We start from the raw sequence: 15,822 nt of genomic DNA, 5'->3' as shown, positions 1-15,822 counted from the left end.
GCCGGGCGCGGGAGGCTTTCAGGAACCCTCCGCCCCCGCGCCCGGCCGGTCTCCCGCCCTACATCCCCGGCATCCGCCCGATCTGGACCAGCGAGGTCCCGCGCTTGCGCGAGACGAAGGAGGCCCGGCCCGGAGGCATGGGACGCGGCCGCACGTTGCCGACCAGGTCGCCCTCGGACGGATCGCCCGACAGGACCACGCCCTGCGCGCCCAGCTCCTTGATCCGCTGCATGAACGGTTCGTACAGCGCGCGCGAGGCACCCGCCGAGCTGCGCGCGATCACGAAGCGCACGCCCGTGTCCCGGGCGAACGGCAGGAACTCCACCAGCTGCGCCAGCGGATTGCCCTGACTCGTGGCCACCAGGTCGAAGTCGTCGATGATGATGAACACGTCCGGGCCCGTCCACCAGCTCCGGTCCCGCAACTGCTGCGGAGTGACGTCCTGCGGCGGCTGCCGCCGGGCGAACACCCCGGCCAGCGCCTCCATGTGCATCTGCAGGGAGCTCGCCATCGGCGCGTACTCCAGCAGGTGCTCCTCCGGCAGCGCGCCGAGCAGGCTGCGCCGGTAGTCGCCGACCACCAGCCGGGCCCGGTCCGGGCCGTAGCGCTCCGCGATCCGCTGCGCGATGAGCCGCAGCAGGTTGGTCTTGCCCGACTCGCTCTCGCCGAACACGAGGAGGAAGGGGTCGGTCTCGAAGTCGACGAACACCGGCTCCAGCTCGGTCTCGTCGATGCCGATCGCGATCCCGCGCTCCGGGTACTCCCCGCCCTTGGGGAGCTGGTCCTGGTGGAGCAGCCGCGGCAGCAGCCGTACGCCGGGGGCCGCCTGGCCCGCCCAGTTCTGTTTCACGGCGTCCACGAAGGCGGCCGTGGCCTCCGACAGGTCCTGCGCGGCGTGCGAGCCGTCGACCCGCGGGAGCGCGCCCAGGAAGTGCAGCTTCTCCGCGACCTGGCCGCGGCCCGGCATGCCCGTCGGGACGTTCGCCGCGACCTTGCGGTCGAACTCGGAGTCCATGACATCGCCGAGGCGCAGCTCCAGCCGGCTGAGGATCTGGTCCTTCAGCGCGGCCCGGACCTCCATGTACCGGGCGACCGTGATCACCACGTGGATGCCGTATCCCAGCCCGCGGGACGCGATGTCCGTGACGACCTGCTCCAGGGCCTCGTACTCGCCGCGGAAGCCGCCCCAGCCGTCGATGACCAGGAACACGTCGCCCCAGGCCTCCCCGGGCAGCTCGCCCGCGGCCCGCCGGCGCCGGTAGGTGCCGATCGAGTCGATGCCGTTCGCACGGAAGAACTCCTCGCGCCGGCGCAGCACTCCGGCCACCTCCGCGACCGTGCGCCGCACCCGCTCCGGGTCCAGCCGGGACGCGATGCCGCCCACGTGCGGCAGTTCCGCCAGCGAGGACAGACCGCCGCCGCCGAAGTCCAGACCGTAGAACTGCACCTCGCGCGGGGTGTGCGTCAGCGCGAACGAGGAGATCAGCGTCCGCATCAGCGTGGACTTGCCCGACTGCGGACCGCCGACCACCATCATGTGGCCCGCCGCACCCGAGAAGTCCCGGTACAGCACCTCGCGCCGCTGCTCGAACGGCTTGTCGATGAGCCCGAGCGGTACGACCAGCCCGCCGGGCCGCGTGTACCCCTCCGCGTGCAGCCCGCGCTCCGCCGAGGGCGCCAGCGCCGGCAGCAACTGGTCCAGCGGCGGAGCCTGGTCCAGCGGCGGCAGCCACACCTGGTGCGCCGGCACCCCCTGCCCCTCCAGCCGTCCCACGATCACGTCCAGCACCGTGTCCGCGAGCGCGTCGTCCCCGGCCCGCGCCTCCTGCTCCGCCCGCGCCGACAGGTACGCCGGGTCCGGAGCCGCGTACACCACCGGCACCGGCGCCGCCGTGAACAGCACGGGCCGCCGCTCCACCGGGAACAGCCCGACCGACAGGTCCGGCCCGCCCGAGCGGTAGGTGCCCGAGACGTACGCCGCCTTGAAGCGCGTCATCTCGTCCGTACCGAACTTCAGGTAGCCCGAACCGGGCACCGACGGCAGGTGGTAGGCGTCCGGCACGCCGATCGCGGTCCGCGACTCCGCCGCCGAGAAGGTCCGCAGACCGATCCGGTACGACAGGTACGTGTCCAGCCCGCGCAGCTTGCCCTCCTCCAGGCGCTGCGAGGCCAGCAGCAGGTGCACGCCCAGCGACCGGCCGATGCGGCCGATCTGGATGAACATGTCGATGAAGTCCGGCTTCGCGGTCAGCAGCTCGGAGAACTCGTCGATGACCAGCACCAGCGAGGCCAGCGGCTCCAGCGGAGCACCCGCCGCGCGGGCCTTCTCGTAGTCGTGGATGTTCGCGTAGTTGCCCGCCGAACGCAGCAGCTCCTGCCGGCGCTGCAGCTCGCCGCGGATCGAGTCGCCCATGCGGTCCACGAGCGTCAGGTCGTCCGCCAGGTTGGTGATGACCGCCGCGACGTGCGGCATCTGCCCCATCCCCGTGAAGGTCGCACCGCCCTTGAAGTCGGCGAGTACGAAGTTCAGGGTCTCCGAGGTGTGCGTGACGGCCAGCCCCAGCACCAGCGTGCGCAGCAGCTCCGACTTGCCCGAACCGGTCGCGCCCACGCACAGCCCGTGCGGGCCCATGCCCTCCTGCGCGGCCTCCTTCAGGTCCAGCATCACCGGGGAGCCGTCCTCGCCGACCCCGATCGGCACGCGCAGCCGCTCGCCGGCGGAGCGCGGCCGCCAGGTCCGGGCCACGTCCACGGCGGCCGCGTCGCCCAGGTTCAGCAGGTCGGTGAAGTCCAGATTGGCCAGCAGCGGCTCGTCCTCGTCCCCGCCGCCCGTCCGCAGCGGCGCCAGCTGCCGGGCCAGCGCCTCGGCCGCCGGCAGCGACAGGGTGTCCGGCAGACCCTCGTAGGCGAAGCCCGCCCCTGACTCCAGCCGCAGCCGGCCCGGCCGCACCACGACCGACAGCCCGCCGCGCGCCTCGTCCAGCTCGCCCGCGACCACCTCGACGACGGTGACCCCCTGCAGACCCTCGGCCGCGGCGAACACCGAGTCCGGCGGCACCAGACCGCCACGGGAACCCGAGTCCAGTACCAGGACCACGTGCGGCTGGTCCAGCACCGGGGATCCCTCCCGGCTGAACCGGGGCCGCCCCTCCAACCGGGATGCGAGCAGCCCCTCCAGCTCACCGAGGTCGTCGCCGAACAGCCGCTTCGTGCCGGCCCCGTCGATCTGACCCGGTACCTGGGTGTGCGGCAGCCACTTCACCCAGTCCCACTCCGCTACCGCGCCCGGCGCCGCCACCACGGCCACCATCAGGTCCTCGGGGGAGTGCAGCGTCGCCAGTTGCGCCACCAGCGCCCGCGCGGTGCCCCGCGCCGACTCCGGCTCCCCGGAGACCGTCACGTGGTAGAACGCCCGCAACGACACCGCCATCGGCAGCCCGTCCAGCGAGGAATGCACCCGCAGGAAGCGCTGCATGGCACCGGCCGTCAGCGGCTCCAGCTCGTCCACCGGCGCCGTGTCCGGAGCAACCAGCGGAGTCGCCAGGCGCTGCGCACCCAGCCCCAGCCGGGCCTGCCCGAAGTCCGCGTCGCCGACCCGCCGCTCCCACAGCCGCGAACCCTCGGCCACCACCGACCACAACTGCTCCGGAGCCGGGTGCAGATACAGCTGCGCGTCACGCTGGGCCCGCGCGGTCCTCCGTACCTGACGGCGGGTTTGAGCCAGGTACTTGAGGTAGTCCCGCCGGATGTCGGCCATCTGACCCTGCGTGCCACGGCGGTGCCGCATCAACTGGGCCACCAGCATGCCCACCGTCGACACCATCATCAGCACGCCCATGATGCGCATGAACGGCGCGGCACCCGGCATGAAGAAGAAGACGGCGGACGAGCCCATCCCGAGCATCGGGAGGAGCTGCATCAGCACGCCCTCCTGCTGCCCCCGGGGAAGTTCCGGCGGTGCCTCGAGCCTCAGTTCCTCCGAAGGGACTTCGGGCGGCAGTGACCGGGGCGGACGTTTGACGACGATCTGGCTCACCGGAGCATCAATCCCTCGAAAACAGACGGGACGTCGCAACCGGCGCCCTCAAGTCCCGGGCGCGAAGGGGGTCTCCTCCGCAGAGAGGTGATCCTACTTGCCGACAGTCATCCGCCCTCCCGGTAGGGTGGCGCGCGCGGCATGCGCATCCGCGAATCGGCTGCGCACCGGCGGGCGGACCACCGCCGTCGGCGCACCCGCGCAACCAACGCACACACCCACCGGGGGGCATCAGGTGAACACCGCCGAGGCGACCGGCTTCCGCAGGGTCACCGTCGTGGCTCCCGACAGCCGCATAGACGTCGCCCTCCCCGAGGACATCGCCGTCGCCGACATCTACCCCGAGCTGCTGCGCCTCACCGGCCAGACCCAGCCCGTCGGCGCACCCACCGGCTTCCACCTGGTCCTGCGCTCCGGCACCGTCCTCGACGGCGCCCGTACCCTGGCGGCCCAGCAGGTCCTGGACGGCGAAGTACTGAGCCTGCGGCCCTTCGCCGAATCCCTGCCACCCGCCGTCTTCGACGACGTCTCCGACGCCGTCGCCGCCGCCGTGGTGCGCGACCGCCACCGCTGGAGCGACGACATGCTGCGCGGCGCGGGCCTGACCGGCGCCGCCGTCCTCTTCGTGCTCCTCGGCTTCGTCCTCTGGTACGCCGACCCAGTCCTGCACGACATGCACGGACTGCCCGGCATCATCGCGGGCTCCGTCGGTGTGCTCCTCACCGCCGCCGCGGGCGTCCGCGCCCGCGTCTACCGCGACCGCGGCTCCGCCGTCGCCCTCGGCCTCGCCGCCGTACCGCACCTGCTGCTCGCCGGCTCCGGCATCATCGCCCCGGCCGCGGGCCAGGGCCCCGGCCGGCTCCAGTTCCTCCTCGGCTGCGTCTGCGTGCTCGTGGCCTCGGTCGCCCTCGTCGCCCTCACCCCCGACGGCGACGCCCCTTTCGTGGCGACCACCTTCCTCGCCGCCACCGGGACCCTGGCCACGTTCGCCGCCATCACCGCCGACGCCGGCGCGACCTCCGCCGCGGCCGTCTGCGCCCCCGCCGCCATCGGCCTCGTCGCCTTCCTCCCCGGCTTCTCCGCCCGCTTCGCCCGGCTCCCCATCGGCTACGCCGCCCCGCGGAGCGCCGCCGCCGAGTACGAGACCCCGGACCGTTACGAGAGCGAGCCGTACGGTGAGCGCTCCGCCGCCGACGGGCACGACTCCGGAGCCCCGCTCGACGCCGAGGCCATCGCCGCCCAGGCCCGCCGCGGGCACGAGATGCTCCTCGGCCTCGTCGGCGGCTGCGCGGCCGTCGCCGTCGGCGCCGCCGCCGTCCTCGGCTTCTCGGACGACACCTGGGCCCGGCTCCTGGCCCTGGCCACCGGGCTCGCCATGCTGCTGCGCGCCCGGCTCTTCCGCTACACCTCCCAGGTCGCCTGCACCCTCGTGGCCGGCTTCGCCGCCCTCGGCCTGCTCGTCCTCGGCCTCGCCATGCACCCGCCGGTCGCCCTGCTCAAGGAGCTCGCGCTGTACGGGGACCACAGCGGCCTGGAGATCCGTACGCTCTGGCTCTCCGCCGCCGTCGCCGCCGGCGCGGCCCTCCTCGTCGGAATTGCGCTGGTCATTCCCCGCAAGGGTCTGTCACCCTTCTGGGGGCGGCTGCTCGACCTCACCGAGGCGGCGGTCCTGCTCAGCCTGGTCCCGCTGACCCTGGCCGTGCTGGACATCTACGCCCGGGCCCGCGCTCTCACCAGCTGAGACGAGGGCCGGCGGCAGCCTGGTACGCTGTGTGACGGCCGTTTGTGTACGCGCCCCCGGAATCAATCTGGAGGCTGCGCTCAGCGGACCCCGCCTCCCGAGTTACGGAAGATCCCCAGAGAATTCGACCTGGGGCACTCGGTGGCTATGAAGACCTATTACAAGGAGTACGCGTGCCGCTCGACGCCGCAGTCAAGAAGCAGCTCATCGCAGAGTTTGGTGCCAAGGAGGGCGACACCGGCTCCCCCGAGGTCCAGGTAGCGATGCTGTCCCGCCGCATCTCGGACCTGACCGAGCACCTGAAGTCCCACAAGCACGACCACCACTCCCGTCGTGGTCTGCTGATCCTGGTCGGCCAGCGTCGCCGCCTGCTGCAGTACCTGGCCAAGAAGGACATCCAGCGCTTCCGTACGCTGGTCGAGCGCCTCGGCATCCGCCGCGGTGCGGCCGGCGCCAAGTAAAGACGCTGTGAAGGGAGCGGTTCCCACATTGAGGGGGCCGCTCCCTTTGCTGTACGTGCGCGACGTACCGGACGCTTTGTAGTCTGGAAGCGTCCACGTCGAAAGACGTGCACAACTGAAGAGGAGGAGCGCCCTCCCTACGCCGCCGGTCCTCGGTAGTGGCATCCGGAAAGCCCGCACGGGGCTTCGCCCGGCTGCTTCGATCGAAGACCGGCCCGCACGCCAGGAGCGCTTCTCCGCAACCGTCCACCACCACACGGGTGGCGGACGGAGACGACGAAAATGGAGAAAACGCTAGTGGAGAACGAGACCCACTACGCCGAGGCCGTCATTGACAACGGTTCCTTCGGCACCCGCACCATCCGCTTCGAGACGGGCCGTCTGGCCCGCCAGGCCGCCGGCTCCGCCGTTGCCTACCTGGACGACGACACGATGGTGCTTTCCGCCACCACCGCGTCGAAGAAGCCCAAGGACCAGCTCGACTTCTTCCCCCTGACGGTGGACGTCGAGGAGCGGCAGTACGCGGCCGGCAAGATCCCCGGTTCCTTCTTCCGCCGCGAGGGCCGCCCCTCCGAGGACGCGATCCTCACCTGCCGCCTGATCGACCGCCCGCTGCGCCCGTCCTTCAAGAAGGGCCTGCGCAACGAGATCCAGGTCGTCGCGACGATCATGGCGCTCAACCCCGACCACCTGTACGACGTCGTGGCGATCAACGCCGCCTCCGCGTCCACCCAGCTGGCCGGCCTGCCCTTCTCCGGCCCGATCGGCGGCGTCCGCGTCGCGCTGATCCGCGGCCAGTGGGTCGCCTTCCCGACGCACACCGAGCTCGAGGACGCCGTCTTCGACATGGTCGTCGCGGGCCGCGTGCTCGAGGACGGCGACGTCGCGATCATGATGGTCGAGGCCGAGGCCACCGAGAAGACCATCGCCCTGGTCAAGGGCGGCGCCGAGGCGCCGACCGAGGAGGTCGTGGCCGCCGGCCTCGACGCCTCGAAGCCCTTCATCAAGGTCCTCTGCAAGGCCCAGGCCGACCTGGCCGCGAAGGCCGCCAAGCCCGAGGGCGAGTTCCCGGTCTTCCTGGACTACCAGGACGACGTGTACGAGGCCCTCGCGGCCGCCGTCAAGGGCGAGCTCACCCAGGCGCTGACCATCGCGGGCAAGCAGGACCGCGAGACCGAGCTGGACCGCGTCAAGGAGATCGCCGCCGAGAAGCTCCTCCCGGCCTTCGAAGGCCGCGAGAAGGAGATCTCCGCCGCGTACCGCAGCCTGACCAAGGCCCTGGTCCGCGAGCGCGTCATCAAGGACAAGGTCCGCATCGACGGCCGCGGGATCACGGACATCCGTACCCTCGCCGCCGAGGTCGAGGCCATCCCGCGCGTGCACGGCTCGGCGCTGTTCGAGCGTGGCGAGACCCAGATCCTGGGCGTCACCACCCTCAACATGCTCCGCATGGAGCAGCAGCTGGACACCCTCTCCCCGGTGACCCGCAAGCGCTACATGCACAACTACAACTTCCCGCCGTACTCGGTCGGCGAGACCGGCCGCGTCGGTTCGCCGAAGCGCCGCGAGATCGGCCACGGCGCGCTCGCCGAGCGCGCGATCGTGCCGGTCCTCCCGACGCGCGAGGAGTTCCCCTACGCGATCCGCCAGGTGTCCGAGGCTCTCGGCTCCAACGGCTCGACGTCCATGGGCTCGGTCTGCGCCTCCACCATGTCGCTGCTGAACGCCGGTGTGCCCCTCAAGGCCCCCGTCGCCGGTATCGCCATGGGCCTGATCTCGCAGGAGATCGACGGCAAGACCCACTACGTCGCCCTCACCGACATCCTCGGTGCGGAGGACGCCTTCGGCGACATGGACTTCAAGGTCGCCGGCACCAAGGAGTTCGTCACCGCGCTCCAGCTGGACACCAAGCTCGACGGCATCCCGGCCTCGGTTCTGGCCGCCGCCCTCAAGCAGGCCCGCGACGCCCGCCTCCACATCCTCGACGTGATGATGGAAGCGATCGACACGCCGGACGCCATGTCCCCGTTCGCCCCCCGGATCATCACCGTCAAGATCCCGGTGGACAAGATCGGTGAGGTCATCGGCCCCAAGGGCAAGATGATCAACCAGATCCAGGAGGACACCGGCGCCGAGATCACGATCGAGGACGACGGCACCATCTACATCGGTGCCGCCGACGGTCCGGCCGCCGAGGCCGCCCGCGCCACGATCAACCAGATCGCCAACCCGACCATGCCGGAGGTCGGCGAGCGCTACCTGGGTACGGTCGTCAAGACCACCACCTTCGGTGCCTTCGTCTCCCTCATGCCCGGCAAGGACGGCCTGCTGCACATCTCGCAGATCCGCAAGCTCGCCGGTGGCAAGCGCGTGGAGAACGTCGAGGACGTGCTTGCGGTCGGCACCAAGGTCCAGGTCGAGATCGCCGAGATCGACTCCCGCGGCAAGCTCTCCCTGGTCCCCGTGATCGACGGCGAGGCCGCCGGCGACGACGCTGACAAGGACGACTCCGACAAGTGACGTCGCGTAGTTCCCGTGTGACGGCCCGCCCCTCTTCGGAGGGGCGGGCCGTCGCCCGTACCCAAACACTGCTCAAAGGCACGAACGGCATCGGCACCGTCCGGCGCACGGTCCTCCCCGGCGGACTGCGCGTGGTCACCGAGACCCTGCCGTCCGTCCGCTCCGCCACCTTCGGGATCTGGGCGCACGTCGGATCCCGGGACGAGACGCCTTCGCTGAACGGCGCCACGCACTACCTGGAGCACCTCCTCTTCAAGGGCACCGAGAAGCGCAGCGCCCTCGACATCTCCTCCGCGATCGACGCGGTCGGCGGAGAGATGAACGCCTTCACGGCGAAGGAGTACACCTGCTATTACGCGCGGGTGCTCGACACCGACCTGCCGCTGGCCATCGACGTCGTGTGCGACATGCTCACCGGCTCGCTGATCCTCGAATCCGATGTCGACGCCGAGCGCGGAGTCATCCTCGAAGAGATCGCGATGACCGAGGACGACCCGGGCGACATGGTCCACGACCTGTTCGCCCAGACCATGTACGGGGACACCCCGCTCGGGCGCCCCGTCCTCGGCAGCGTCGACACGATCAACGCGCTCACCGCCGACCGGATCCGCCGCTTCTACAAGAAGCACTACGACCCCACCCACCTGGTCGTGGCGGCCGCGGGCAACGTCGACCACAACAAGGTCGTGCGCCAGGTCCGCGCGGCCTTCGAGAAGGCCGGCGCCCTGACCCGCACCGACGCCGAACCGGTCGGTCCGCGCTCCGGCACCAAGCGGATCCGCACCTCCGGCCGCGTCGAGTTGGTCAACCGCAAGACCGAGCAGGCCCACGTGGTCCTCGGCATGCCGGCCCTGGCCCGCACCGACGAGCGCCGCTGGGCGCTCGGCGTACTGAACACCGCGCTCGGCGGAGGCATGTCCTCCCGCCTCTTCCAGGAGGTCCGGGAGAAGCGCGGCCTCGCCTACAGCGTGTACTCGTACACCTCGGGCTTCGCCGACACCGGCCTCTTCGGCGTCTACGCCGGCTGCCGCCCCAACCAGGTCCACGACGTCCTGCGGATCTGCCGGGACGAGCTGGACAAGGTCGCCGCCGAAGGGCTCACCGACGAGGAGATCCGGCGGGCCGTCGGCCAGCTGTCCGGCTCCACCGTCCTCGGCCTGGAGGACACCGGCGCGATCATGAACCGCATCGGCAAGAGCGAGCTGTGCTGGGGCGACCAGATGTCGGTCGACGACCTGCTGGCCCGGATCGCGGCGGTCACCCCGGACGAGGTGCGCTCGGTCGCGCAGGACGTCCTGGCGCAGCGGCCCTCGCTCGCGGTGATCGGCCCGCTGAAGGAGAAGCAGGCGGCCCGTCTCGACGAGGCCGTCGCCTAGCCCATCTCACGAGCACGTCGCCCGGGCCCCGGGACAGGGCCCGGGCCCGTACGGACTTTAAGGAATGACATGAGCAAGCTGCGCGTGGCAGTTCTCGGCGCTCAGGGCCGCATCGGCTCCGAGGCGGTCAAGGCCGTCGAGGCCGCCGAGGACATGGAACTGGTGGCCGCCCTCGGCCGCGGAGACAAGCTGGAGACGCTGGCCGAGGCCGGCGCCCAGGTCGCGGTCGAGCTGACCACCCCCGCCTCGGTGATGGAGAACCTGGAGTTCCTCGTCCGCCACGGCATCCACGGAGTGGTCGGCACCACCGGCTGGACCGAGGACCGCCTCGCCCAGCTGAACACCTGGCTCGCCGCCTCCCCGGCGACCGGTGTGCTCATCGCCCCGAACTTCTCCATCGGCGCCGTCCTCACCATGAAGTTCGCCGCTCAGGCCGCGCGCTACTTCGAGTCCGTCGAGGTCGTCGAACTGCACCACCCGAACAAGGTCGACGCCCCCTCCGGCACGGCGACCCGTACGGCGCAGCTCATCGCGGCCGCCCGCGCCGAGGCCGGCCTCGGCGCGCAGCCCGATGCCACCGCCACCGCGCTCGACGGCGCACGCGGCGCGGACGTCGACGGCGTCCCGGTGCACGCGATCCGCCTCCGAGGCCTGCTGGCCCACCAGGAGGTGCTCCTCGGCGGCGAGGGCGAAACCCTGACCATCCGTCACGACTCCCTGCACCACAGCAGCTTCATGCCGGGCATCCTGCTCGGTGCGCGCCGCGTGACGCAGACTCCGGGCCTCACCTTCGGCCTGGAAAACTTCCTCGAACTCGGCTGACGAGCAGGCGGCGGCACCCATGCGCGCGAAGATCCTCTACTTCATCACGGCCGCGGTCCTGGTCGTGTACTTCGTCCTGGTCGGCAGCAGGGGCCTGATGCTGATCCGGCACGGGACCTGGCTCACCGTCACCTTCGGGGTGGCGGTGCTGATCCTGCCGGTCATCGGCGTCTGGTTCCTCTGGAAGAACACCCAGTTCGTCACCAGGGCCAACCAGCTCGGCGCCGAGCTGGAGGCCGAGGGCGGACTGCCCGTGGACGAGCTGGAGCGGGACAAGTACGGCCGGATCCTGCGGGACTCTGCCGACGAGGTCTTCGCGCGCCGCAGGGCCGAGACGGAGGACGCGCCGGGGGACTGGCGCAGCTGGTTCCGCCTCGCCATCGCCTACCACGACGCCCGCGACACCCCGCGGGCCCGCAAGGCCATGCAGCGGGCCATCTCCCTGCACGACGGAAAGCCCGTACAAGCCTGAGCCTGTAGGGGCTTCCCGTGCGCGTGACGCCCGCTCAGGGGCTTTGGGGGGGGGTGTTGTCAGGCCGGCACGGCCCGGTACTCGTCGGCCCAGGCCCCGACCGAGTCGGCGGCCCGGTCGAAGGCCTCGGTCCGCGACAGGAAATCGGCGCTGTGGTCGGTCAGCAGCACCGGCAGTTCGGCGCCGCCGCGCGCGGCCACCGTCAGGGCCTGGCCCTGCACGGTCCTCGGCAGACCGAGCCAGCGCACGGGCTGCTGCACCGTGCGGACCTCGCCGACCTGGTTCCAGGGGACCGAACGGGTCGTGAAGAACCCGACCACGCGCAGGCCCTTGGGGCTCACCCAGACGCCCGTGCGCAGCAGCCGCAGGGCGGAGCCGACCACGGCGAGCGAGGCGAGCAGACCGCCCAGGGCGCCTGCCCAGGTGCCGGCGGCCACGATGATCACCGTGGCGAACAGCATGAACGAGCCGAGCAGGAGCAGCACCGCGGCGATGGCCACGCGCCAGGGCCCCGGACGGTAGGGCCGACGCCAGCGGTCGGGGTCTTCGTAGGGGAGCGTCTCCCCGTTGTCGTGCGCGTCGAATGCGCCGTCGGCCGTCAGGAAGGGCAGGGGCACGGCAAGACCTCACTCACATGCACGTTCGGTTGGGCTGTGCCCGTGAGGCTACCGCCCCTCGGATGCCTCCGACTGCTGCGACTTCGCCGGTGCGTGGCTCGGCTGCAGTGCGGGGATGCCGAAGAGCAGCGATCCGACCAGCCCGGCCACGACGGTCAGTCCGACCAGACTACGGGCGGCGATCTGGGTCTTGCTCAGACTCTCGCGCGGCGGCGGAGTGACGTTGCTGCGGAATCGGTCGGCCTCGGCGACGAAGGCGAACGGGACGGGTTCGCGCCGGCGGAACATGGGGAACGACTCTCCTCGCGGTCAGGGCCCCGAGCGGCGGGGGCAGGATGGGCGGGCGTTCTACCGGGTAAGACGCACGAAAGGCCCGATCGGTGCCGATTTTCGCGACATTAACCAAATTTTATGGCGCCGCGTCAGCTCCGCCGGCCGCGAGTCAGGTGTGCCCCGAACGGGCGGATCCTCCGGCGCCGCACGTATGTGCGGAGTAAGTCCGAAGTGTCCGTATTGCCACGTTTCGTAAAGTTCATCTAGGCTGATCAAACGGACCCGGCACTGCTTGAACCCCCGAGCAGGCAGTGCCGGGCTCCAACACCCTCATCACGTCCCCCGAGGGGACACCGCGAGCATGGCAGCGAGTAGCGTGTTACCCATGGCTCCGATCTCGACTCCGCAGACCCCCTTCGGGCGGGTCCTCACCGCCATGATCACGCCGTTTACGGCGGATGGCGCACTTGACCTCGATGGCGCGCAGCAGCTCGCCGTCCACCTGGTGGACGCAGGCAACGACGGCCTGATCATCAACGGCACCACCGGTGAGTCGCCGACCACCACTGACGCGGAGAAAAACGACCTCGTACGAGCCGTACTCGAAGCGGTCGGAGACCGGGCCCACGTGGTCGCCGGCATCGGCACCAATGACACCCGTCACACCCTCGAGCTGGCCCGTCAGGCCGAGCGCACCGGCGCCCACGGCCTGCTCGCGGTCACGCCGTACTACAGCAAGCCGCCGCAGGAGGGCCTCTTCCGGCACTTCACGGCGATCGCCGACGCCACCGAGCTCCCGGTCATGCTCTACGACATCCCGGGCCGCAGCGGTGTCCCGATCAATACGGAAACACTCGTCCGGCTGGCCGAGCACCCCCGTATCGTGGCCAACAAGGACGCCAAGGGCGACCTCGGACGCGCCAGCTGGGCCATCGCGCAGAGCGGCTTGGCCTGGTACTCCGGTGACGACATGCTGAACCTGCCGCTCCTGTCGGTCGGCGCGGTCGGCTTCGTCTCCGTGGTCGGTCACGTGGTTTCCCCCGAGCTCCGCGAGATGCTCGAGGCCCACCTGGGCGGCGACGTCCAGAAGGCCACGGAGATCCACCAGAAGCTGCTCCCCGTCTTCACCGGCATGTTCCGCACCCAGGGTGTGATCACCACCAAGGGCGCGCTGAACCTGCAGGGCCTGCCCGCGGGCCCGCTGCGGCTCCCGCTGGTCGAGCTGACCGCCGAAGAGACGGCGCAGCTCAAGATCGATCTTGCCGCCGGCGGGGTACAGCTCTGACATCAGACTTCACAACTGAATAAGCAGAACCACACAAGACAACAGCAAGTGCACGAATGACATGCGCGCCACGTGCCTCGGGTACGTGGCCGCGCGTGGTGAAGGAGAACCTTTTGAGCCATCCGCATCCTGAACTCGGTCCGCCGCCGAAGCTCCCCAAGGGCGGCCTTCGGGTCACCCCCCTGGGCGGGCTCGGTGAGATCGGCCGCAACATGACCGTCTTCGAGTTCGACGGCCGCCTGCTCATCGTCGACTGCGGTGTCCTCTTCCCCGAGGAGGAGCAGCCCGGCATCGACTTGATCCTTCCGGACTTCTCGTCCATCCGGGATCGCCTCGACGACATCGAGGGCATCGTCCTCACGCACGGCCACGAAGACCACATCGGCGCCGTCCCCTACCTCCTCCGGGAGAAGCCGGACATCCCGCTGATCGGCTCCAAGCTGACGCTGGCGCTCATCGAGGCCAAGCTCCAGGAGCACCGCATCCGCCCCTACACCCTCGAGGTGAAGGAAGGCGAGCGCGAGAACCTCGGCCCCTTCGACTGCGAGTTCATCGCGGTCAACCACTCCATCCCGGACGCCCTGGCCGTGGCCATCCGCACCGGCGCCGGCATGGTCGTGTGCACCGGTGACTTCAAGATGGACCAGCTCCCGCTGGACAACCGCCTCACCGACCTGCACGCCTTCGCGCGCCTGAGCGAAGAAGGCATCGACCTTCTCCTCTCGGACTCGACGAACGCCGAGGTCCCGGGCTTCGTCCCGCCCGAGCGCGAGATCTCCAACGTCCTGCGCACGGTGTTCGCCAACGCCAACAACAGGATCATCGTGGCGAGCTTCGCGAGCCACGTGCACCGCATCCAGCAGATCCTCGACGCCGCCCACGAGTACGGCCGCAGGGTCGCCTTCGTCGGCCGCTCGATGGTCCGCAACATGGGCATCGCCCGTGACCTGGGCTACCTGAAGGTTCCGGCCGGCCTGGTCGTGGACGTCAAGACCCTCGACGACCTGCCGGCCCACGAGGTCGTCCTGGTCTGCACGGGTTCGCAGGGCGAGCCGATGGCGGCCCTGTCCCGCATGGCGAACCGCGACCACCAGATCCGGATCGTCCCGGGCGACACGGTCATCCTGGCCTCGTCGCTCATCCCGGGCAACGAGAACGCGGTCTACCGCGTGATCAACGGCCTGACCCGCTGGGGCGCCAACGTCGTGCACAAGGGCAACGCCAAGGTGCACGTCTCCGGCCACGCCTCCGCCGGCGAGCTGCTGTACTTCTACAACATCTGCAAGCCGCGGAACCTGATGCCGGTCCACGGCGAATGGCGCCACCTGCGCGCCAACGCAGAGCTGGGCGCCCTGACGGGCGTACCGAAGGACCGCATCGTCATCGCAGAGGACGGCGTCGTCGTCGACCTCATCGACGGCAAGGCCCGCATCTCGGGCAAGGTCCAGGCCGGCTACGTCTACGTGGACGGCCTCTCGGTCGGCGACGTCACCGAAGCCCACCTCAAGGACCGCAAGATCCTCGGTGACGAGGGCATCATCTCGGTCTACGTCGTGGTGGACAGCACCACGGGCAAGATCGTCAGCGGCCCGAACATCCAGGCCCGCGGCTCCGGCATCGAGGACTCGGCGTTCGGGTCCGTCCTGCCGAAGATCGAGGAAGCCATCGCACGGGCCGCCGCGGACGGTGTGGCCGAGCCGCACCAGATCCAGCAGCTCATCCGTCGCACGATGGGCAAGTGGGTCTCGGACGGCTATCGCCGCCGCCCGATGATCCTCCCCGTCGTCGTCGAGGTCTGAGCCTCGCCGTAGCGACCACACCGGAGCGGGGCAACCGGATTTGCATCCGGGGGCCCCGCTCCAGTACGTTTACGTCTCCACCTCGCACGGCACCCCGGCACACACGTGTGCCCGGACGGTCCGATGCGGGCGGGTGGGAATCCGGACCTGGGAAACCTGATATGGTCTGGCTCGCCCGAAAGGGAATGGCTCTCCAATGGCCATCCAATTCAAATCCAAGCCGGATAGGCGCGGAAATGATCTGGTAGAGTTGGAATCGCAGGAAAGGGAAAGCGCGAAAGCGAAGAACTGGAAAGCGAAACCCGCTTCGACCGGGAATCGGACACGAAAGAGTCTGATAGAGTCGGAGACACAAGAACGAAGGAAGCGCCCGGAGGAAAGCCCGAGAGGGTGAGTACAAAGGAAGCGTCCGTTCCTTGA

The 15,822-nt window shown here is 70.2% G+C and carries 11 protein-coding genes; 8 read left to right on the top strand and 3 right to left on the bottom strand.

The window, feature by feature from the left end:
• Positions 1-58: 58 nt before the first annotated feature.
• A complete protein-coding gene (gene eccCa / locus ABZY57_RS23190; RefSeq protein ID WP_356514827.1) occupies positions 59-4,036 on the bottom strand; it encodes a type VII secretion protein EccCa in 3,978 nt (1,325 codons plus the stop codon).
• A 235-nt stretch (positions 4,037-4,271) separates the two neighbouring features.
• Here eccCa and eccD point away from each other — a divergent pair, with 235 nt between their 5' ends.
• The 6 genes from eccD to ABZY57_RS23160 all read left to right on the top strand — a co-directional run bounded on the left by eccD (position 4,272) and on the right by ABZY57_RS23160 (position 11,428).
• On the top strand, positions 4,272-5,777 hold the full coding sequence (gene eccD, locus ABZY57_RS23185) for a type VII secretion integral membrane protein EccD (RefSeq protein WP_356514825.1): 1,506 nt from the start codon (positions 4,272-4,274) through the stop codon (positions 5,775-5,777).
• 173 nt (positions 5,778-5,950) lie between these two features.
• Entirely contained in the window at positions 5,951-6,238 is a 288-nt protein-coding gene (gene rpsO / locus ABZY57_RS23180; RefSeq protein ID WP_243337509.1) for a 30S ribosomal protein S15, read from the top strand.
• Between the two features lie 297 nt (positions 6,239-6,535).
• Positions 6,536-8,758, top strand: coding sequence for a polyribonucleotide nucleotidyltransferase (locus ABZY57_RS23175; RefSeq protein WP_356514842.1), 2,223 nt, complete (start codon positions 6,536-6,538; stop codon positions 8,756-8,758).
• Positions 8,755-10,134: a pitrilysin family protein gene (locus tag ABZY57_RS23170; RefSeq protein WP_356514823.1), complete on the top strand. Its 1,380-nt coding sequence runs from the start codon at positions 8,755-8,757 to the stop codon at positions 10,132-10,134. The genes ABZY57_RS23175 and ABZY57_RS23170 overlap by 4 nt, the downstream gene beginning before the upstream one ends.
• A gap of 69 nt (positions 10,135-10,203) precedes the next feature.
• Positions 10,204-10,956, top strand: a complete 753-nt coding sequence (gene dapB, locus ABZY57_RS23165; RefSeq protein WP_356514821.1) for a 4-hydroxy-tetrahydrodipicolinate reductase — start codon at positions 10,204-10,206, stop codon at positions 10,954-10,956.
• Between the two features lie 19 nt (positions 10,957-10,975).
• Positions 10,976-11,428, top strand: coding sequence for a hypothetical protein (locus ABZY57_RS23160; RefSeq protein ID WP_356514819.1), 453 nt, complete (start codon positions 10,976-10,978; stop codon positions 11,426-11,428).
• Positions 11,429-11,487: 59 nt separating this feature from the next.
• Here the strand turns inward: ABZY57_RS23160 and ABZY57_RS23155 are convergent, their stop codons facing one another.
• Together ABZY57_RS23155 and ABZY57_RS23150 are read right to left on the bottom strand one after the other, a co-directional pair.
• On the bottom strand, positions 11,488-12,045 hold the full coding sequence (locus tag ABZY57_RS23155) for a PH domain-containing protein (RefSeq protein ID WP_356514818.1): 558 nt from the start codon (positions 12,043-12,045) through the stop codon (positions 11,488-11,490).
• 48 nt (positions 12,046-12,093) lie between these two features.
• Positions 12,094-12,333 carry a hypothetical protein gene (locus tag ABZY57_RS23150; RefSeq protein ID WP_243337485.1) on the bottom strand — a complete coding sequence of 80 codons (240 nt, stop codon included), beginning with the start codon at positions 12,331-12,333 and terminating at the stop codon, positions 12,094-12,096.
• 370 nt (positions 12,334-12,703) lie between these two features.
• Between ABZY57_RS23150 and dapA the strand changes: the two genes are divergently transcribed.
• Entirely contained in the window at positions 12,704-13,603 is a 900-nt protein-coding gene (gene dapA / locus ABZY57_RS23145; protein WP_266904008.1) for a 4-hydroxy-tetrahydrodipicolinate synthase, read from the top strand.
• A gap of 113 nt (positions 13,604-13,716) precedes the next feature.
• Positions 13,717-15,402 (top strand): ribonuclease J, encoded by a 1,686-nt coding sequence (locus ABZY57_RS23140; protein ID WP_356514815.1) that lies wholly within the window; start codon positions 13,717-13,719, stop codon positions 15,400-15,402.
• Positions 15,403-15,822: the final 420 nt, after the last annotated feature.

It is taken from the genome of Streptomyces sp. NPDC006450, assembly GCF_040612195.1.
Classification (GTDB): Bacteria; Actinomycetota; Actinomycetes; order Streptomycetales; family Streptomycetaceae; genus Streptomyces.
This window is presented reverse-complemented; position numbering and strand designations above follow the sequence as displayed.

Excerpts from the sequence above, each read along its gene's own strand:
- dapB (WP_356514821.1), top strand. The coding sequence starts at position 10,204 with ATGAGCAAGCTGCGCGTGGCAGTTCTCGGCGCTCAGGGCCGCATCGGC.
- ABZY57_RS23160 (WP_356514819.1), top strand. The coding sequence starts at position 10,976 with ATGCGCGCGAAGATCCTCTACTTCATCACGGCCGCGGTCCTGGTCGTG.
- ABZY57_RS23150 (WP_243337485.1), bottom strand. The coding sequence starts at position 12,333 with ATGTTCCGCCGGCGCGAACCCGTCCCGTTCGCCTTCGTCGCCGAGGCC.
- dapA (WP_266904008.1), top strand. The coding sequence starts at position 12,704 with ATGGCTCCGATCTCGACTCCGCAGACCCCCTTCGGGCGGGTCCTCACC.